This window comes from Streptomyces sp. NPDC056600 (assembly GCF_042792855.1).
Lineage (GTDB): Bacteria > Actinomycetota > Actinomycetes > Streptomycetales > Streptomycetaceae > Streptomyces.
On the sequence record NZ_JBHTVQ010000026.1, the window covers coordinates 63,749 to 83,390 of the forward strand.

Annotated in this window: 13 protein-coding genes; 7 read left to right on the forward strand and 6 right to left on the reverse strand. The window is 74.2% G+C overall.

Translation table 11 applies throughout. The features are described from left to right. The first annotated feature begins 182 nt into the window (after positions 1 to 182). Complete coding sequence (locus ACFRAV_RS15685) at positions 183 to 557, forward strand: STAS domain-containing protein (protein WP_351113077.1); 375 nt, start codon at positions 183 to 185, stop codon at positions 555 to 557. Positions 558 to 994: 437 nt separating this feature from the next. Then, complete coding sequence (locus ACFRAV_RS15690) at positions 995 to 1,483, forward strand: ATP-binding protein (RefSeq protein WP_351113137.1); 489 nt, start codon at positions 995 to 997, stop codon at positions 1,481 to 1,483. A gap of 415 nt (positions 1,484 to 1,898) precedes the next feature. Here ACFRAV_RS15690 and ACFRAV_RS15695 read toward each other — a convergent pair whose 3' ends face one another. Next, positions 1,899 to 2,918: a GlxA family transcriptional regulator gene (locus ACFRAV_RS15695; RefSeq protein WP_382555605.1), complete on the reverse strand. Its 1,020-nt coding sequence runs from the start codon at positions 2,916 to 2,918 to the stop codon at positions 1,899 to 1,901. Between the two features lie 205 nt (positions 2,919 to 3,123). On the opposite strand from ACFRAV_RS15695, the gene ACFRAV_RS15700 reads away from it, so the two are divergent. Beyond that, positions 3,124 to 4,356 carry an MFS transporter gene (locus ACFRAV_RS15700; protein ID WP_382555654.1) on the forward strand — a complete coding sequence of 411 codons (1,233 nt, stop codon included), beginning with the start codon at positions 3,124 to 3,126 and terminating at the stop codon, positions 4,354 to 4,356. Between the two features lie 17 nt (positions 4,357 to 4,373). Here ACFRAV_RS15700 and ACFRAV_RS15705 read toward each other — a convergent pair whose 3' ends face one another. Continuing rightward, on the reverse strand, positions 4,374 to 5,555 hold the full coding sequence (locus ACFRAV_RS15705) for a flavin-containing monooxygenase (protein ID WP_382555606.1): 1,182 nt from the start codon (positions 5,553 to 5,555) through the stop codon (positions 4,374 to 4,376). Positions 5,556 to 5,697: 142 nt separating this feature from the next. After that, positions 5,698 to 6,348 carry a TetR family transcriptional regulator gene (locus ACFRAV_RS15710; protein ID WP_382555609.1) on the reverse strand — a complete coding sequence of 217 codons (651 nt, stop codon included), beginning with the start codon at positions 6,346 to 6,348 and terminating at the stop codon, positions 5,698 to 5,700. A gap of 166 nt (positions 6,349 to 6,514) precedes the next feature. On the opposite strand from ACFRAV_RS15710, the gene ACFRAV_RS15715 reads away from it, so the two are divergent. The 3 genes from ACFRAV_RS15715 (at position 6,515) to ACFRAV_RS15725 (ending at position 12,332) form a co-directional block, all read left to right on the forward strand. Further along, complete coding sequence (locus ACFRAV_RS15715) at positions 6,515 to 7,192, forward strand: VOC family protein (protein ID WP_382555612.1); 678 nt, start codon at positions 6,515 to 6,517, stop codon at positions 7,190 to 7,192. Positions 7,193 to 7,497: 305 nt separating this feature from the next. Then, the gene (locus tag ACFRAV_RS15720; RefSeq protein WP_382555615.1) at positions 7,498 to 9,891 is read left to right on the forward strand and encodes a PQQ-binding-like beta-propeller repeat protein; all 2,394 of its coding nucleotides are present in this window, start codon (positions 7,498 to 7,500) and stop codon (positions 9,889 to 9,891) included. 614 nt (positions 9,892 to 10,505) lie between these two features. Next, positions 10,506 to 12,332, forward strand: coding sequence for a glycoside hydrolase family 3 protein (locus ACFRAV_RS15725; RefSeq protein ID WP_382555618.1), 1,827 nt, complete (start codon positions 10,506 to 10,508; stop codon positions 12,330 to 12,332). Positions 12,333 to 12,440: 108 nt separating this feature from the next. Here ACFRAV_RS15725 and ACFRAV_RS15730 read toward each other — a convergent pair whose 3' ends face one another. Both ACFRAV_RS15730 and ACFRAV_RS15735 read right to left on the reverse strand, forming a co-directional pair. Continuing rightward, positions 12,441 to 13,049, reverse strand: a complete 609-nt coding sequence (locus tag ACFRAV_RS15730; RefSeq protein ID WP_382555620.1) for a hypothetical protein — start codon at positions 13,047 to 13,049, stop codon at positions 12,441 to 12,443. A 166-nt stretch (positions 13,050 to 13,215) separates the two neighbouring features. Then, positions 13,216 to 15,804, reverse strand: coding sequence for a bifunctional FO biosynthesis protein CofGH (locus tag ACFRAV_RS15735; RefSeq protein WP_382555623.1), 2,589 nt, complete (start codon positions 15,802 to 15,804; stop codon positions 13,216 to 13,218). Between the two features lie 149 nt (positions 15,805 to 15,953). On the opposite strand from ACFRAV_RS15735, the gene ACFRAV_RS15740 reads away from it, so the two are divergent. Next, on the forward strand, positions 15,954 to 18,017 hold the full coding sequence (locus ACFRAV_RS15740) for a LamG-like jellyroll fold domain-containing protein (protein WP_382555626.1): 2,064 nt from the start codon (positions 15,954 to 15,956) through the stop codon (positions 18,015 to 18,017). A 6-nt stretch (positions 18,018 to 18,023) separates the two neighbouring features. Here ACFRAV_RS15740 and ACFRAV_RS15745 read toward each other — a convergent pair whose 3' ends face one another. Further along, positions 18,024 to 19,637, reverse strand: a complete 1,614-nt coding sequence (locus ACFRAV_RS15745; protein WP_382555657.1) for an IS200/IS605 family accessory protein TnpB-related protein — start codon at positions 19,635 to 19,637, stop codon at positions 18,024 to 18,026. Positions 19,638 to 19,642 lie beyond the last annotated feature (5 nt).

The following is a 19,642-nucleotide window of genomic DNA, read 5'->3' on the forward strand; positions in this document are numbered from 1 at the left end:
TTGTCCCCCTACGGCGATCGCAATTGATCGATGTGTGAGAATTTTCGATCGAATGAGGTCGAATAAGCCTGAAAGTGGCTGGTCGATGTCTGGTTCTCCCGGTCCGGCCCTGGGTTTCATGGAGGTGTGGCGGGGGCAGGGGCGCTGCCACAGGACCGCCTCCGGCGAGTAAGGGGCATGATGTGGCGTTCACGGTGACCGGCACCGAGCACGACGGATGGGTCGTGCTCCGGGTGTCCGGCGAGATGGACCTGATGACCTCGCCCGAACTGCGCCGTCGGGTGCACGACGCGGTGGCCGGGGGTCACCGCAGCGTGGTCGTCGACCTCTCCGGCGTCTTCTTCTGCGACTCCAGCGGCGTCGGCGTGCTGATCGCCGCCCGGCGGCTCCTGCGATCCTGCGGCGGCCGGCTGCGGCTGGTGCTCCCGGCCGCGGGCGCGGAGGACGGGTCGCACGTGAACCGGGTGCTGGGCGCGCTCGGGGTGCGGCGGCTCTTCGAGGTCTTCCCCGACGCGGACGCGGCGCTGGACGACGACATCCGCCCGATGTCGGCGTGAGCCGGGCCGGGACCCGGACACGCGAGCACGCAACACGCCCGATGCGCCGACCAGTTGACAGCCGCCTCACGACCGGGGTTCACCCGTGCGTGATCAGGAGGCGCACGTCACGCACCGTCGCGGCCGCGCGGTCACGGAGAGTTGACGCGTCCGGGCGCGGGACCGGATCCGTCCGCCGCCCGATGTCGGTCCGCCCTCGGGTACCTTGGGTGAAATGCGACGGATGCCAGGGCCCAACGGCCCTAGCGCGAGGATGCATCGCACGGCGGGAGTCGTCGCACAGTATGCCGCACGGGTACTCCTTCGCGCTGGAATATGCCCGAAGCGCTTGTTGGCGTGACTCAGTGTCAACCATGCTGTGCTTCAAGGGAGTCACGGACCGTGACTCCGTGTCGTGTCCGCCGGTTCGGATGGTGTGAGCGGTGCAGGTGCTTCAAGTGCAGTTGGAGATCCGGCCCGACCCCGCGGAAGTGGGGAGAGCCCGGAGATGGGCCCGGTCGCGGCTCGCGGGGTCCGGCATGGACGCCGACGAGTCGCTGGCCGAGACGGTGATCCTGCTCGTGTCCGAGCTGGTGACCAACGCGGTGGTGCACACGGGGTGTCCCGCGGTGCTGCGGCTGGTGCTGCCGGCCGAGGACCCGGGCGAGGCCCCGGCCGGTGCGATGCCGCCGGTCCGCCTGGAGGTCGCCGACGCGGACTGCCGGGCGCCGGTGCCGCGATGTTCCGACGAGGACGAGACGGGCGGCCGCGGCCTCGCGCTGGTCGACGGCCTGGCCGACCGCTGGGGCTGGACCCGTGAGGGCGCCGGCAAGCGGATCTGGTGCGAACTCGACCGCGGCGCACAGTCCGGCACGGGCGGCGCGGCGACGGTCGCGTACGGCACGGGCGTCGCGGCGTGCGGGGGCCTGGCCTACGAGGCGGTCTGACCGCGCGGGTCGAGCGGGCGGTCCGTGCGTACGGCCTGAACGCGGGGCCTGGACGCGCGGCGTTCCTTCGGCCCTGAGGCGTGCCGACCTGCGGCGTGCCGAACCTGTGGCGCACCGGACCCGAGCCGTGCCGGACGTGAGGCGCGCCTGACCCGCGGCGCTTCCCCCGGCCGCGATCCGAGGCGTGACTGGCCCGCGGTGCTCCGTTCCGGCCCCGGGGTCTTCCCCTGGCGGCGCCCGGCCGGGCGTGAGCGGCTGATGGCCCGCGGTGTTCCGGGCCGTTCCTCGCGCACGTGCGGCGCGCCGGCCTGAGCGCGCTGCCTTCCCGGTTCTCCCCTTCTCCTTACCTCCCTTCCTCCCCCCGGTACCGCTGAACGAGGGGCGCGAAAAATTGTCCACAGGGTGTGGACAACGTTCAGCGGGTCTCGTGGAACGTGCGGCGGTAGGTCGTCGGGGCCACGCCGAGGACGGCGCGGACGTGCTGACGCAGGGACTGCACGCTGCCGAACCCCGCGTCGCGGGCGATGCGTTCCACCGGCAGGTCGGTGGTCTCCAGCAGGTGCCGCGCCCGCTCCACCCGTTGCAGGGTCAGCCACTCCCCGGGGCTCACCCCGGTCTCCTCGCGGAACCGCCGGGTGAAGGTCCGCACCGACAGCGCTTCGCGTTCCGCCAGGTCACGCAGCCGGACCGGCTCGTGCAGCCGCTCGAGCGCCCAGGCCCGGGCCCGCGCCGTGCCCGCCGCCCGTGCCTCCGGCACCGGACGCCGTACGTACTGCGCCTGCCCGCCGTCGCGGTGCGGCGGTACCACCGTGACCCGGGCGACCTCCGCGGCCACCGCCGCCCCGTGGTCCCGGCGCACCAGGTGCAGGCAGAGGTCGATGCCCGCGGCCACTCCCGCCGAGGTCAGCACGTCGCCGTCGTCGACGAACAGGACGTCGGGGTCCACCCTGACCTGCGGGAAGAGCCGCTGGAAGTGCTCGGTGCTCGCCCAGTGGGTGGTGGCCGGGCGGCCGTCCAGCACGCCGGCCGCGCCCAGCACGTAGGCGCCCGTGCAGATGGACACCAGCCGGGTGCCGGGGCGGATCACGGCGAACGCGGCCGCCAGCTCGTCGGTGAGCACGCCCCGCTCGTGCAGCACGCCCCGCTCGTGGGACGCCGGCACCACCACGGTGTCCGCCCGGGCCAGCGCCTCCGGACCGTGCTCGACCCGCACCGCGAAGTCGGCGTCGGTGCGGACCTCGCCGGGCGGACCCGCCGAGCAGGTCGTCACCTCGTACAGCGGGCGGCCGTCCGCGCTCCGGGCCCGGCCGAAGAGGCGGTGCGGTATGCCCAGCTCGAAGGGGATCAGCCCGTCCCGCACCAGCACCGCCACCCGGTGCGGCCCGCGGTCCGGCCCCGGGCCCTGCTGTGTCCCGCCTGCGTCCTGCTCCGTCATGCGGGGAGCGTAGCCCGGGCCGAGGGCCGCGTGGCCCGATCCTGTCGAACGGTGTCCCTCGGGCCACTCGTCCCCAAGGGGCCGGAGAACGGATGCTGTCCCGGTGACACAGACGGAACTCGGTTCACCCGCCCCCGCCCCCGCCCTCCCGGCGCGGCCACCGCGCACGAAGGACCCGCTGGGCCCGCACGGTCCGAAGTCATGGATGCCGCACCGCGCCTGGCTGGTGGTGGCGGTCGCCTTCGTGACGATCATCGGCGCCGCGGCCTTCCGCACCCTGCCGGGGCTGGTCACCGACCCGCTCGCCGAGGACTTCGGGTGGTCGCGCGGCACCATCGGCGCGGCCGTCTCCGTCAACCTCGTGCTCAACGGCCTGATCGCGCCGTTCTCCGCCGCGCTGATGGACCGCTTCGGCATCCGCCGGGTGGTGACCGGCGCGCTCGGCCTGATCGCGGTGGGCGTCGGCGCGGGCGTGGTCATGCGGGAGGCGTGGCAGCTCCTGCTGCTGTGGGGCGTGTTCGTGGGGCTGGGCACCGGCGCGCTGGCCACCGGGTTCGCGGCCACCGTCACCAACCGGTGGTTCGCCGAGCGCCGCGGCCTGGTCTCCGGCATCCTCACGGCGGCCGGGGCCTCGGGGCAGCTGGTGTTCCTGCCGGTGCTGTCCTGGCTGGTCGTCGCCCACGGCTGGCGGCCGGCCACCGCCACGGTGGCGCTGGCGGCGCTGGCCGTGGTGCCGCTCGCCTGGCTGCTGATGCGGGACCACCCCGCCGACGTGGGGCTTCCGCTCCTCGGCGCCACCGAGGTGACCCCGCCGCCGCCCCCGGTCCCCGGGGTGGCCCGGCGTGCGCTGACGGTGCTGTCGCGGGCGGTGCGCACCGGCACGTTCTGGCTGCTCGCCGGGTCCTTCGCGATCTGCGGGGCCTCCACGAACGGACTGATCCAGACCCACTTCGTGCCCGCCGCGCACGATCACCCGCATCACATGCCGGTCACTGCGGCGGCCTCGCTGCTGGCGGTCATCGGGATCTTCGACGTGGTCGGCACCATCGCCTCCGGCTGGCTCACGGACCGGTTCGACTCCCGTCGGCTGCTCGCCGTGTACTACGCGCTGCGCGGGGTCTCGCTGCTGTTCCTGCCGATGCTGCTGGCGCCGGCGGTCCATCCGCCGATGCTCTTCTTCATCGTCTTCTACGGGCTGGACTGGGTGGCGACGGTGCCGCCGACGATCGCGCTCTGCCGGGAGCACTTCGGGGAGGACGGGCCGATCGTCTTCGGCTGGGTCCTGGCCTCCCACCAGGCCGGGGCGGCGGCGGTCGCGTTCCTCGGCGGGGTGGCGCGGGACGTGTTCGGCACCTACGACGTGGTCTTCTACGCCTCCGGCGCCCTGTGCGCGGCCGCGGCCCTCATGGTCCTCGTCATCCGCCGCCGCGCCCTCTGAGGTCCCGGGGCCGCAGGTCAGCGGGCGGCGCGGGAGATGGCCCTGGCGAGGCGTTCCGCGTCGCGGGAGAGTTCGCGGAGCGTGCCGCTGATCGGCGTGGTGAAGCCCGTGAAGAAGAGTCCCGGCGCGTTCCGCGGGGACCGCGGACCGTGCGCCGCGGGAAGTCCCCGCGCGTCGAGCACGTCGAGGTGCCCGAGCAGCCCCTCCAGCCCCCGGTCGTACCCCGTGGCCGCGACCACCGCCTCGGGCGTGATCCGCGACCCGTCCGCCAGCAGGACCTCCGCCCCGTCGAACCCGTCGACCGCGGCGACGACCTCCACCCGTCCCCGCCGGACCGCGTCGATCAGACCGGCGTCCTGCACCGGGATCGCCCCCTGCCGCACCCGGGAGTACAGGCCGGTGTCCGGACGCGGCAGCCCCTGCGCGGACAGGTCGGGGACGCTGATCCTCGCCATCGCGCGGGCCAGCCGGTCCACCACCGGCACCGGCAGCCGCCGCACCAGGATCGCCGTGTTCTGCGCGGGCCACCCCGCCGTGGAGCGCCGGACGATGTGCGGCGCCGTCCGCACCGCCAGCCGCACCCGCGACGCGCCCCCCTCGACGAGGTCGACGGCGAGTTCCGCGCCGGTGTTGCCCACGCCGACGACCAGCACGTCACGTCCGGCGAAGGCGGTGCCGGAGCGGTAGTCGGAGGCGTGCAGGAACTCCCCGGCGAAGTCGTCGAGGCCGGGCCAGCCAGGGACGCGCGGGGTGTGGTTGTAGCCGGTCGCCACGACGACGGCGCTGCCGGTGAGCCGCCGCCCGCCGGTGGCGTGCAGCACCCAGGCGCCGCCGCCGTCACCGTCGTCGGCCCGCTCCAGGCGGGTCACCTCGACGCCGGTGACGACCTCGAGACCGTGGTGCTCGACGTACTTCTCCAGGTAGCGCACCACGTCGTCGCGGGCCGGCCACCGGCCGAAGGAACGCGGCATCGGCAGCCCGGGCAGCGAGGACCGCCTGCGGGTGGTGTGCAGCCGGAGCCGGTCGTAGTGGCGGCGCCAGGAGTCGCCCACCCGGGGCGCCTTCTCCAGGACCACGGCGCGGATCCCGCGGGCCCGCAGCGCCTGGGCGGCTGCCAGGCCTCCGGGTCCGCCGCCGATGACGTAGACGGGGTGCTGGGCGCGGGACCGGGAGTCCTGAGGGACAGACTTTTCGAGCATGATGCCGAAATCCTATGCACGGCATCACTCGATTGGTCTCATTCAAGATCGGAATTGATTCCGAATCGGTCACGCTCACGGGTGAATTGTGAAGGCCGCCGAAAACCGCGCGTGATGACAGGACGCGAACCCCAGGGGCGTACTACCGCGTCGGCTTCTTCCCGGTGACCCCGAGGTGCACCAGCTGCGCCAGGCTCGGCCGGAGTTCCGCGGCCTTGTAGCCCCAGCCCTGGTGCCCGCCCTTCTGGTGGGAGGCCGCCGCGGAGAGCATGGCGACCAGCGAGGCGGCCGTCGCCGCCGGGCTCACGTCCTGGTCGACCTTGCCCTTGGACCGCAGGCCGTCGATCGCCTCCGTCAACCCCTTGTGCAGGGTCCCCAGGATGCGCACACGCAGCTTGGAGAACCGTTTGTCCCCCTCGGCCGCGGCCAGGTCGACGACCCGCAGGATCGCGTCGTTGGCCCGCCAGAAGTCCATGAACCCGTCGACCAGTTCCTGGGCGGTCCGCCATCCCGCGCGCCCCGTCCAGGACCGGCCCTCCAGCAGGCCGCCCAGTCCCGCGCCGCCCGCCGCCAGGTCCTCGGCGATCTCCAGGACGGCGCTCTCGACGTCCGGGAAGTACTGGTAGAAGGTCGCGGGGGAGGTGCCGGCCCGGCGGGCGACGTCGATCACCTTGACGTCGCGGTAGGGGGCGGAACCGAGCATTTCTCCGAGGCAGTCCAGCAGCTTCTGCCGCGTCGCCTGCCCTCGCCGACCAGCCACGCGGCCGTCGACCGTGCGTACGTGTCCTGTCATGTCGTCAGCTTATCGACGGGGGATTCGCGCGCTATTCGGCAGACTGCAAATGGGGTGCGCGTGCTCTGCGTGACCGTTCCCGTACCGCTAACTTGACGCCATGGCCGAAAATGGGGCATCCGTGAATACGGAGGGCGGCGAAGCCGCCGAAGGCGTTCCCTGCTGGGTGGACGCCTCGCTTCCCGACGTGGAGGCGGGCAAGCGTTTCTACGGGGAACTGTTCGGGTGGAGTTTCGACGCGGTGGGCCCGCGCGGGGTGGAGGGCGGACCGCTCGGCGCCGCCTGGGCGCACCGTGAGGGCGAGCCGGTGGCCTCGTTGCTCCCCAAGCGGGACGGCCGGATGCCGACGGTGTGGACGGCCTACCTGGCCACCCGCGACGCGACGGCGGTGGCCCGGCGGATCACCGAGGAGGGCGGCCAGATGATCAGCGCCCCCGCGCCGATGGGTCGGCTGGGGCGGCAGGCGCTGGCGGTCGGCCCCGAGGGGGCCGTGTTCGGGCTCTGGGAGCCGGCCCTGCACGAGGGCTTCGGGCGGCGCCCTCCGGCCCGCGGCGGGTTCGCCGGGGCGGTGCTCCACACCCGTGACCCGGAGGGCGCCCGGCCGTTCTGGCAGCGCGTGTTCGGCGGCCTGCGGGACGGCATCGCCCCCCTGACGGGCGTTTTTCCGGAAGTCATGCCGTCGCACTTCCTGGTGCATTTCTCGGTGGACGACCTGGAGGGCGCGCTCGGCGCGGTCTACCGCCTCGGCGGCAGGGTGCAGGCGCAGCCCTTCACCACCGACCGGGGCGCGGTGGCGGTGGTGACGGACAACCAGAACGCCTCGTTCGCCCTCCTGGAGAGCTGACGCGGCGTCGGACGGTGGAGGAGGCGGAACGGGCGGCGGGTACGGCGCTGAGCAGCGGGAAGGCGGCGAAGGGCCGTGGCGGGCGGTCCGGGGCCCCGAACGGGTCCTGGCCGGGGTCTGGACCCGGGCCGCCGTGCACGGTACCCAGGGGCGAGCGACGCCGGGTTCGCCCCCGGGTTCGCGCGGCGGCGCTCGGGCAGGGAAGAATCGGGGTGCGTGCCGCCACGGCGGTGCGGTGGTGAGACGCTGCACGGGGTCGCGTACACACGAAGGCGACGCGGCTCTCACGGGGAGGTGGCAGGCAAGTGGTGGATCAGCTGACACAGACCGATCCGCGCCGGATCGGTCCGTTCGAGGTGCTCGGACGCCTGGGGGCCGGCGGCATGGGCCTGGTCTATCTCGCGCGCTCGGCTTCCGGGCGCCGGGTGGCGATCAAGACCGTGCGGACGGAGCTCGCCGAGGACCAGCTGTTCCGCGTCCGCTTCACGCGTGAGGTGGAGGCGGCCCGCGCCGTCTCCGGCTTCTACACGGCCGCCGTCGTCGACGCCGATCCGCGCGCCGCGGTGCCGTGGCTGGCCACCGCGTACGTGCCGGCGCCCTCGCTCGAGGAGATCGTGAACGAGTGCGGCCCGCTGCCCGTGCAGGCGGTCCGCTGGCTGGCCGCCGGCGTCGCCGAGGCGCTGCAGTCGATCCACGGCGCCGGTCTGGTGCACCGTGACCTCAAGCCGTCCAACGTCCTGGTGGTCGAGGACGGTCCGCGGGTCATCGACTTCGGCATCGCCTCCGGGGTCTCCTCCACCCGGCTGACCATGACCAACGTGGCCGTGGGCACCCCCGCGTACATGTCGCCGGAACAGGCGAAGGACTCCCGCAGCGTCACCGGCGCCAGCGACGTCTTCTCCCTGGGCTCCACCCTGGTCTTCGCCGCCACCGGCCACCCGCCGTTCCACGGCGCCAACCCGGTGGAGACGGTCTTCATGCTGCTGCGTGAGGAGCCCGACATGGAGGGGCTGCCCGACGAGCTGCGGCCCCTGATCGACGCCTGCATGAAGATGGACGCCTCGGCCCGCCCCAGCCCGGCCGACCTCCAGGCACAGCTGGCCCCCCACCTGTTCGGGGCCGGCTCCGACGACAGCGGCACCGCCTCCGCGTGGCTGCCGGAGCGTGCCGTCCACCTCATCGAGCAGCGCCGCAACGGCGGCCGGACCACCACCTTCCCCGCGCAGCCCGGCCAGGGCCGCCCGCAGCTGCCGCCGCGGCCCGCGCACGACCCGGCCCCGCCGGTGCGGCCGCACCACGGTCCCGGGCCCGGCGGCCCCCTCCCGCACCCGTCGCCGGCCGGCTCGCAGCCCGACCTCGGACCGGTGCTGCTGCCGGGCGCCCGGGTGCCGATCGGTGCCGGCCCGGTGGTCGCCGAGGTGCGCGCCGCGGCCGGCGCCCGCGCGCCGCTGCCGGAGGCCGGTCTCGCCGCCTCCTGGTCGCGGCCCCAGCAGGGCGCCGCGCCGGTGCCCCAGCAGCAGGTCGGGCAGCCCGCCCCGGCCGGCGACGAGCAGCCGGCGGACGGCCGGGGCGGCTGGCGGCCGTGGCGCTTCCGGATGTCCAACGACGTCTGGGGCACCCCCGAGGTGGCCGACGACCTGGTCTACGTCACCTCCTTCGAGGTGCACGCCCTCGACGTGCAGACCGGCCGCCGCCGCTTCAAGACCCGCGACGTCGCCTGGTCGATGAAGGTCGCCGACGGACGCATCCACGCCTCCGACGGTCCCACCCTGTTCGCCCTGGACGCCCGCGACGGCTCCGACCTGTGGCGGCTGTCCGCCGAGGCCTGGGTGTACTCGCTGCAGGCCGAGCGCGGCTACGTGCTCACCGGCACGCGTGGCGGCGGCGTCCAGGCGTGGGAGGCGGCCACCGGCCGCAGACTGTGGCAGCTGACCGGCGCGCAGACCGACTTCGAGACCCCCGAGGCCGGACCGGCGCTGCACGAGGGCACCGCCTACGTCTGGCAGGACGCCCGGCTGCGCGCCCTCGACATGCGCACCGGCGAGGAGCGGTGGTCGTACCCGATCGGCGACGCGGCCTCCTGCGGGGGCGTCCCGGTGCGGCTGAGCCACGCCTCCGACGGGTGCGTGTACGTGTCCGCCGGCACCCGGGTGCTGGCGATCAACGTGGCGAACGGCCATGTGCACTGGCACTTCGAGGCCCCGGCGGTCTTCCTCGGCCCGCCCGCCTTCGTGCCGGGCGCCGCCGTGACGGGCGGCGGGGTGTACCTCGCCGACTACCTCGGCACGGTGTACGCGCTGGACGCGGCGGACGGCCGGGACCGGTGGCGGATCGCCACCGAGGCGCGGTCCTCGGTGGAACCGGTGCTGGTCGCCGCCGGGCACATCCACGTCGCCAGCGGCAAGGGCCTCTACACGCTCGACGCGGTCACCGGCACGCCCAAGTGGCGCTTCCAGGCGGGCGGGGACATCGTGGGCGCGCCGGTGGTGGCCGAGGGCCGCATCCACTTCGGCTCCACCGACCACCTGCTCTACACGCTCAAAGCCGACGACGGCCGGCTGCGGTGGAAGCTGGCCACCGGCGGGGAGATCACCGGGTCGCCGGTGGTGCGCGGCGGTGTCGTGTACGCGTGCAGCAAGGATCGTTGCGTCTACGCCCTCGACGCGGAGAAGGGCACCGGCACCGCCCGCCCGGCCTGACACCCCGGGCAGCCGCCCGGCCCCCGAAGGCCTCTCGCGTCCTCCCGGGGCCCCCGGCCTCCGGGCTGCGGGCTGCCGCCTCCGGCACCACCCGGCCCGCCCGGGCCCGGGGCGCCCGACGCCGGCCCGCGGAGGCTTCCCTGTCGCCCCCCTGTGGCGACGCGGCTCGCCGGGCCAGAGGCCTGGCCTGCCCGCCGGCGGCTCCCCTGCGCACCCCCGGTCGCCCGGGCCCTCGGCCGCCGGACCACCCGGCTGCGGCTCCCCCGCTCCCCGGGGGCCCTCCTCCCCGGTCCCGAGGGCAGGCCGCCGCCGGCCCGCCCGGGTCCGGCTGCCCGTGCCCTCGTGCCCCCGACGTCCGCGGACGCGCCCGGACACCCGGCCCCCGGTCATCAGCCCTCGGTCCGCCCCCTGGGGGAGCGCCACCCGCCGGATGGCCGGACCCGCTCCCGGCCCGGGGGCGCCCCGGTGGCACGGCGAGATCCCGCCTTGTCCAGACCTAATATGTCTAGACCTCTTGTCCGGACCGGGCCCGACGGCTACGTTTCCCGCTGTTCGGAGTACCTCACGTTTCCTTCAACTCCCTTGCCCCGCAAGGCTGGAAGGAGCACGTCCGTATGCAGGACCGGAGTCTGTCCCGACGAACCGTTCTCGCCTCCGCGACCGTGGCCGCCGCGAGCGCGGCGGGCGTCGTGGGCGCGACGGCCACCCCCGCGGCCGCGCACCGCCGCGGCGACCGCATCGAGAAGATCATCTCGGCGATGACCGTCGAGGCGAAGATCGGCCAGCTCTTCGTGCCGTACTTCTACGGCACGTCGGCGACCTCCCCCAGCGCGCTCGACCAGGAACGCAACCTCGCGGAACTCGGCGTCCGCACCGTGGCCGAGCTCATCGCCAAGTACCAGGTCGGCGGAGTCATCTACTTCTCCGGCTGGGCGAACAACATCCAGGACCCCGCCCAGGTGGCGGAGCTGACCAACGGGGTGCAGCGCGCCTCGCTCGCCCTGCCCACCCCCGTCCCGTCCCTGATCTCCATCGACCAGGAGCACGGGGCCAACGTCCGCATCGGCAGCGGCGCCACCCAGCTCCCGGGCGCGATGGCCCTCGGCGCGGGCGGATCGACGTCCGACGCCCGCACCGCCGGGTACATCTCGGGCGCCGAACTCGCCGCCCTCGGCATCCACCAGAACTTCGCCCCGGTCGCCGACGTCAACGTCAACCCGGCCAACCCCATCATCAACGTCCGGTCCTTCGGCGCCGACCCCCGCGAGGTCGGCCGCATGGTGGCGGCCCAGGTGACCGGCTACCGGCGGGCCGGCGTGGTGGCCTGCGCCAAGCACTTCCCCGGCCACGGGGACACCGGCGAGGACAGCCACACCGGGCTGCCCGTGATCACCCACAGCCGAGAGGAGTGGGAGCGCGTCGACGCGCCGCCGTTCCGGGCCGCGATCGCCGCCGGCGTCGACTCGATCATGACCGCGCACCTCCAGGTCCCGGCGCTCGACCCCAGCAACGACCCGGCCACCCTGTCGCCCGCGATCCTGCGGGGCGTGCTGCGCGGCGAACTCGGCTTCGACGGCGTGATCGTCACCGACGCGCTCAACATGCGCGGCGTCCGCACCAAGTACGGCGACGACCGGGTGCCCGTCCTCGCCCTCAAGGCCGGCGCCGACCAGCTGCTGTTCCCGCCGGACATCGACGTCGCCTACAACGGCGTCCTGGCCGCCGTGCGCGCGGGGGAGATCACCGAGGAGCGGCTGGACGAGTCGGTCCGGCGCGTCCTGCGGCTCAAGGACAAGGCCGGACTGCTCGACGGCAGCCCGTACGTCTCGCCGAAGGAGGTCGACCGGGTCGTCGGCGCCCGCGCGCACCGGCTCGCCGCCGCCCGGATCGCCGAGCGCACCACCACCCTGCTGGTCAACGAGGACGGGGCGCTCCCGCTGCGCCGGACGCAGCGGAAGCTGCTGGTGGTCGGCGCGAGCCCGGCGTTCCCGACCGACGCCACCCGCACCACGGTGCCCGAGCTGGCCAAGGCGTTCGAGGAACTGGGCTACGGCACCACCCGGCTCGCCACCGGCCGGACGCCCGACGCCGCGAAGATCGACGAGGCGGTGGCGGCGGCGCGGGGGCGGGACGCGGTGGTGGTCACCACCGACAACGTCGGCGCCACCAGCGCCCAGCGCACCCTGGTGGCCCGGCTGCTCGCGACGGGCGTGCCCGTCGTCCACCTCGCGGTGCGCAACCCCTATGACATCGCCCACCTCGGCGACGTCCCGGCGTCACTGGCCTCCTACTGCTGGACCGAGGTCGAACTGCGCGCCGCGGCACGGGTGATCGCCGGCCGGGTCGAGCCGCGCGGCACCCTGCCGGTGCCGGTCCAGCGGGCCGACGACCCGGCCACGGTGCTCTTCCCCCTGGGGCACGGCCTGTCGTACGACGGCTGACGTCCCCGCGCCGGTTCGCCTGTCCGCCGGCCGTCTGCCCTGGAACGGTCCGCGGCCCCGGTCCCCACGGGCGTGGGGACCGGGGCCGAAGGCGTCGTCGGGCGGCGCTCAGGGGACGACGACCACCGGGGTGCCGGTGGAGGCGAACTCCCACAGGGCCGCGCCGTCCTGGACCTTCATGCGGACGCCCGCCGTCTGCTTGCCGTCGGCGGGGGCGGGCGAGGCGCCGTCCTCGGCGTGCGAGAACGCGAAGTTCACGCCGCCCGAGAAGGCGAAGTACACGACGTGCTCGATGGCGACCCCGTCGGACCCGGTGGTGGCCGCGGTGCGGGTGCCCGCCTCGTACTCCCCGGGCTCCGGGTCGAGCGTGCCGGGCCACACCGTGAAGCTGCGCAGCGCCTTGTCGCCGGCGTCGACCAGCCACACCCGGTCGGCCTCCAGGCCGTACACGAGCCGCCGCCCGGTCCCGGACTCCGCGGGCACCGACGTCCCGGTGGTGTCCTCGCCGCCCTTGCCGTCCTTGCCGTCCTCGCCGTCCTCGGACAGCGACTTCTTCGGACGGGGCGTCTCGGAGGCCGAGGCCACCGGGCTCCGGTCGTCCAGGGCGGCGGGCTTCGGCCCCGAGCCGGCCTGCACGGCCAGTCCGATGACCACCACGATCGCCGCGCTGGTCAGGCCGGTCACCCAGGCCCAGGTGGGAAGCCCTCGGGAAGCCACGTGTACGCATCTCCTCAGCAACGGGCCCGGTCACGGGCCGCGGCGGGAACAGAGTCGGATCATCCTACGGCGACCCTCCCCGCCCCTGACCAGGGGCCCGGCCCGGCAATCCCACGGGCCCGGCCGGGGCGACCGACGGCCCCGGCCGGTCCGCCGCCCTCCGGTGTCAGTCCAGGACCGGCAGCAGCTCGGGGAGGTGACCGTCGGAGGCGGCGGCCGCGTGCTGCCGCTCCTCGGGGACCTCGCCGTACAGCGTGGTGCGGGGCCGGGACGGACGCCCCGCCGCGTCGGCGATCGCCACCAGGTCGGCCACCGAGCGGTACGAGCCGTAGGAGGAGCCCGCCATCCGGGAGATGGTCTCCTCCATCAGCGTCCCGCCCAGGTCGTTGGCGCCCGACCGCAGCATCTCCGCCGCGCCCTCGGTCCCCAGCTTCACCCAGCTGGTCTGGATGTTCGGGATGTACGGGTGCAGCAGCAGCCGGGCCATCGCGGTGACCGCCCGGTTGTCCCGGACGGTCGGCCCCGGACGGGCGATGCCGGCCAGGTACACGGGGGCGTTGGTGTGCACGAACGGCAGCGTCACGAACTCGGTGAATCCGCCGGTGCGCTGCTGGATGCCGGCCAGCGTCCGCAGGTGCCCCAGCCAGTGCCGCGGCTGGTCGACGTGGCCGTACATCATCGTCGAGGACGACCGGATGCCCAGCTCGTGCGCCGTGGTGACCACCTCGACCCAGGTGGCGGTGGGCAGCTTGCCCTTGGTGAGCACCCACCGCACCTCGTCGTCGAGGATCTCCGCCGCCGTGCCCGGGATGGTGTCCAGGCCGGCCTCCTTCGCGGCGGTCAGCCACTCGCGGATCGACATCCCGGTCCGGGTGGCCCCGTTGACGACCTCCATCGGGGAGAAGGCGTGCACGTGCATCCCCGGCACCCGCTCCTTCACCGCCCGCGCGATGTCGAAGTACGCCGTGCCCGGCAGGTCCGGGTGGATGCCGCCCTGCATGCAGACCTCCACCGCGCCCACGTCCCACGCCTGCTGGGCCCGGTCGGCGACCTGCTCCAGCGACAGCGTGTACGCGTCCGCGTCGGTGCGGCGCTGCGCGAAGGCGCAGAAACGGCAGCCGGTGTAGCAGACGTTGGTGAAGTTGATGTTCCGCGTGACGATGTACGTCACCTCGTCGCCGACCACCGACCTGCGCACGTCGTCGGCCACGCGGCACAGCGCGTCCAGCGCCGCCCCGTCCGCGTGGAACAGGGCGAGCGCCTCCTCGTCGGTCAGCTTCGTCGGGTCGTCCGCGGCGGTGCGCAGCGCCGCCCGCACGTCGCCGTCGATCCGCTCCGGCACCATGCCGGGGGCGGCGGCCTCCCGCAGCGACTCCCAGTCGCCGTACACCTCGTCGAAGTCGTCCCGCCGGTCGGCCGTGCGGCCCTCGGAGTCGATGGTGCGGTGCAGGTCGGTCCGGCCCGACGGCGTGAACGCCTCGTCCGGCTCCTGCCAGGGCCGTCCCTCGACCACCGCGTCCGGCACCGCGAGGCCGGTCTCCGGATCGGCCAGCGCCCGCACGTGCGGCAGCACCCGCGGGTCCAGCCACGGCTCGCCCCGCCGCACGAACTCCGGGTACACGCACAGCCTCTCCCGCAGCTCGAAGCCGGCCGCCGCGGACCGCTCGGCCAGCTCGTCGATCTGCGGCCAGGGCCGCTCCGGGTTCACGTGGTCGATGGTGAGCGGCGAGACCCCGCCCCAGTCGTCGATGCCCGCCCGGATCAGCCGCTCGTACTCGGAGTCGACCAGGTTCGGCGGCGCCTGAAGGCAGGCCGACGGCCCCATGACCACCCGGGCCACCGCCACCGCGGCGACCAGGTCGTCCAGCTCCGCGTCCGGCATGCCGCGCATCGCGGTGTCCGGCTTGGCGCGGAAGTTCTGGATGATCAGCTCCTGCACCGAGTGGTACGCCCGCGCCACCTTCCGCAGCGCGAACAGGGACTCGGCGCGCTCCTCGTAGGTCTCGCCGATGCCGAGCAGGATCCCGCTGGTGAACGGCACCGAGGAACGGCCCGCGTCCTCCAGCACCCGCAGCCGCACGGCCGGCTCCTTGTCGGGGGAGCCGTGGTGCGGCCCGCCCGGCTCGGACCACAGCCGGGTCGCCGTCGTCTCCAGCATCATCCCCATCGACGGGGCGACCGGCTTCAGCCGCTGGAAGTCCGTCCAGCTCAGCACGCCGGGGTTCAGGTGCGGCAGCAGACCCGTCTCCTCCAGGATCCGGATCGAGATCGCCCGCACGTAGGCGATGGTGTCGTCGTAGCCGTGCGCGTCCAGCCACTCCCGCGCCTCGGGCCAGCGGTCCTCCGGCTTGTCGCCGAGGGTGATCAGCGCCTCCTTGCACCCCATCGCCGCCCCGCGCCGGGCGACGTCCAGCACCTCGTCCGGCGACATGAACATCCCGTGGCCCGCACGGCGCAGCTTGCCGGGGACGGTGACGAAGGTGCAGTAGTGGCACTTGTCCCGGCACAGCCGGGTGAGCGGGATGAACACGCTCTTCGAGTACGTGATGACGCCGGGCCGTCCGGCCGCCTCCAGCCCCGCGTCCCGCACCCGCGAGGCGGTGGCGCACAGGTCGTCGAGGTCCGCCCCGCGCGCCTGGAGCAGCACCGCCGCCTCGGCCACGTCCAGCGCGACCCCGTCCCGCGCCCGCCTGAGGGCACGGCGCATCGAGTTCTCGGTGGGGCGGCCGGTTCCGGAGCTGGCGGAAGTCGTCATCCCACGAGCATACGAGCGGCACGAGCTGGGCAAACACGGGCGTCCCGCTGCGGGCGGGGGGTCCGGGGCGCGGAAATTCGCTCCGGGCCTGTCGTTCCCCCCTGTTAGGTTCACGCCACTTGCTGAGTACACGTCAGAGGGGGCGTTCCGTGCGGGACAAGGATCGACGCAGACGGGGAGCGGTCGCGTCGGCGACCGCCGCGCTGCTGCTGGCGACGCCGGGGATGGCGTCCGCGGCGGAGAGCACACTGCCGCAACCGACGGTCGAGGACCTCAGGACGGGCCACAGCGCCTGCGCCACGGGGGCCTCCGCGCCGTACGTGGGCGAAAGGCCACAGCTCGAGGTGACGCTGCGCAACCCCGACTCCGGGGCCTGGGCGAGTGCCGAGATCGAGGTGCGGTGGACCGACGCCGCGGGCGCCGAGCGGCGCGAGACGCTCACCACCCATGAGAGCACCCCGGACGTGCCGCTCCGGGTCACCCCGTCCTCCGACGTCCCCACCGACACCCTGGTCTCCTGGCGGGCGCGGGCCGTCGGCGACCAGGGGGAGACGTCCGCGTGGAGCGACGAAGGGGACGGTCATCTCTGCCAGTTCCTGATCGACACCGAACGCCCCGAGCCGGTGACGATCACCTCGGACCGCTACGACGACACCGCCTGGCACGACGGGGTCGGCGTCTACGGCGGCTTCACCTTCGACTCGCCGTCCGACGACGTGGTCGCCTACCGGTACCGGTTCATCGGCGGGTCCGAGCGCACCGTCGAGCCGGAGGACGTGGGTGGCCCCGCGGCGATCCGCTTCATGCCGCAGAAGGAAGGATCCGACTATCTGACGGTCAGGGCGATCGACCGGGCAGGCAACTCCACCTCCGAAGCCGTCCACCGGTTCCTGGTGGCCAAGGGCCGTGCCCCCGTCGCCCACTGGAAGCTCACCGACACCTCCGCCGAGGCCGGACCGGCCCTGCGGGCCGAGGACGGCGTGACGTTCCACGACGCCGCGCCGTACGGCACGGGCCTCACCGGCAGCGCACGGCTCAGCGGCGAAGGCAGCGGCTACCTGACGCCGGACGCGCCGGTGGCGGACACCGGGAAGACCTTCGCGGTCGGCGGCTGGGTCCGCCCGGGCCGTACCGACCGCGCCATGACGGTCGCGAGCCAGGACGCCGCCGACGGCGCCTCCGCCTTCACGCTGGGCCTGAAGCCCACCGCGGACGGCGACGCCGACTGGGCGTTCACCTTCGGCGGCGCGACCGTCGCGGGTGGCGGCCCGGAGACCGGCGACTGGGCCCACGTGCTGGGCGTCTTCGACACCGAGGACGACACCCTGCGCCTCTACGTCGACGGCAGGGCCGTCGGCGAGCCGGCGAAGGCCGGCCCCGTCGCGGCGCCGGGCGCCTTCCAGCTCGGCCGGGCCCGCGGCGACGGCGGACGGCGCTGGCAGGGCGACCTGGCGGACGTCCGGGTCTGGGACCGGGTGGTCGTCGGCGCGGAGGCCGCGGCGCCGGCGAAGCGCGAGCCGCAGGACGCCGGGGTCTGGGACTTCGAGTCGGTGACCGACGGCACCGCGCCCGGCGGTGCGGGCGGCCCGCTGACGCTGCACGACGGCGCCACCGTCTTCCGTCACGTGGACGACCCGGACTGCTGGATCGACCCGGACTGCGTTCCCGGCCCGTCCGCCCTGCTGGGCGACGCCCACCTGGAACTGGACGGCTCCACCGGTCACGCGGCCACCGGCGGACCGGTCGTCGACACGTCCGGCAGCTTCACCGTCGCCGCCCAGGTCCGGCCGGCCGACAAGGAGCCGGCGGGGCCCATGACGGTGCTCTCCCAGGGCGGCGAGCACGGTGACGCGTTCAAGGTCCGCTACGACCCGGCGACCCACGTGTGGCAGCTGGTGGTGACGGACGGCGAAGGGGCGGACGCCCAGGAGACCGTGGCCTCGCGCATCACGGCCCCGGACGGCGGGAAGGGCGACGGCCACCACATCGCGGTGGTGCACGACGACTCGGCCGACACCGTCCGGCTCTACGTGGACGGTCAGCTCGGCGACGAGGCGTCCTTCGACGCCGCCTGGTCCGCCGAGGGCGCGCTGCAGGTCGGCCGCGGACGCACCGCGGACGGCTGGGGCGAGTACTTCCACGGGGCGGTCGACAACGTCCGGGCGTTCACCGGGGTCGTCGGCGCGGATCGGATCCCGCTGCTGCGGTTCTGACCGTTCCTAAAGACTGAGCGGGAGTGAGTCCTGGGTCCAGGCCCAGGGCTGGTGCTCAGCCGCATGCCCCGAACGGTGTTGGGCATGCTGGTCGCCCGCTTTCGCCTCGGGGCCGGGCGGGACGGATCGTGTCCGTTGTCCGGGGATCGAGGGGCGGGTTTCCTCACGCTCTCGGGTGCCTGGTTCGGTCTGGGCGGCTCGATGTCCCGCACGATCGCTCCGGTCGCGTGGGGGCGTTGCCGTCCGACGCCGGACCGGGTGTCCAAGGGCGCGTCGTCCGATCGCGATGGCCGCGGCATCGTGCCGGGTCATCGCACGGTGGTCGGTGGTGAGGGGTTTCTGCCAGTGCTGGGCGCCCCACCGGCTGGTGTAGGCGGGCTCCACGGCGACGATGGTCAGGCCGCATTCGGCGGCCATGTTCACGATCCGCGCCTTCAACCGGCCGGTCGGGATCCCGGAAATCGTCTGCCGGAACTTCTTACGCCGGCCGTGCTTTTCGCGGGTGGTGCTGTCGGTGAAGTCGAGGTCCTCGATCGCCACCACCCCCACACCCTCACGCACAGCCCAGTGCATCAGCCGGGTCAGCGCATGCCGCAACTGCGCGTCCCGATGCGTGGCGGTGCCGGTGAGGTCGTAGGCGAAACGGCGCGGCTCACCCACCGGATTCCCGTGCGCGTCCAGCGCGTACGCCGCCAGGTGATCGGCGTTCATGTCCACGCCGATCACCCCGCGGGCGCAGGCCGCCTCCAGCGGGACGGCCTGGACGGCCGGTCGCTTCCACGACGCGGTGACATACCAGCGGTCCCGGACCGGCTCGTGCCGGACCTCGTAGGCGACAGCACGGTTGGCTTCGATGCGGTCCGCCCACTCCTCACCCCGGTGCGCGAACGCCACCCGGCCGGTGAGAACGTACCGGCCGTGCGGGGCGTTCGCCAGATGCTCCAGCGGCCTGGGCAGCTTGACGCTCACCTCACCGCCCGGGGCGACACGAATGGTCTCGTTCCCGAACCGCTTGCCCGACTCACCGTCCGCCGACAGGAACGCCCGCGCCGCCTCCCACCGCGCCCGCCACTCACCCTCCGTAAGACCGGCCTCCGCCAGATGATGCCGGGTGGTGGCCAGGCGTTTGCCGCCCCGCACCACCCGGACCCGGCCCGCCTCCCGGTCCGCCCGCACCTCGGCGTGCCGGGCCTCCAACGCCCGCAGCCGCTGCGCCTTGGCCCGCCACTCCCGCGCGGACCGGTAACCGCCCGGGGCCCGCTTGGTGCCCTTCGCGCCGAGGGGCTGGGCGAGGCGAAGGCGGATGGTGTTGATGGTGGTCTCGAGCTGGTGGAGGTGGGCGGCCTGGGCGCGGCGGGCCAGCGCGTACTGGTCGTGGGTGGCCTTGGTGATCGCACCCGCCCACCGCGACGAACACGCAACCGTCAATGCCTGCTTGCGCACCGCCCACGACGCGCTGCTGCGCTCGAACCCCGCTTCCGCATAGACACGCAGGTCACGCGAGGCGAGCGAACCCAGGTGAGCGCCGACCTGCCGCAGCACCTCCACGTCCAGGGCGGTGAGGGCCTTCAGCCGAGTGCGGATCGCACACCCGGTCGCCTCCCGCACCACGAACGGCACACGCA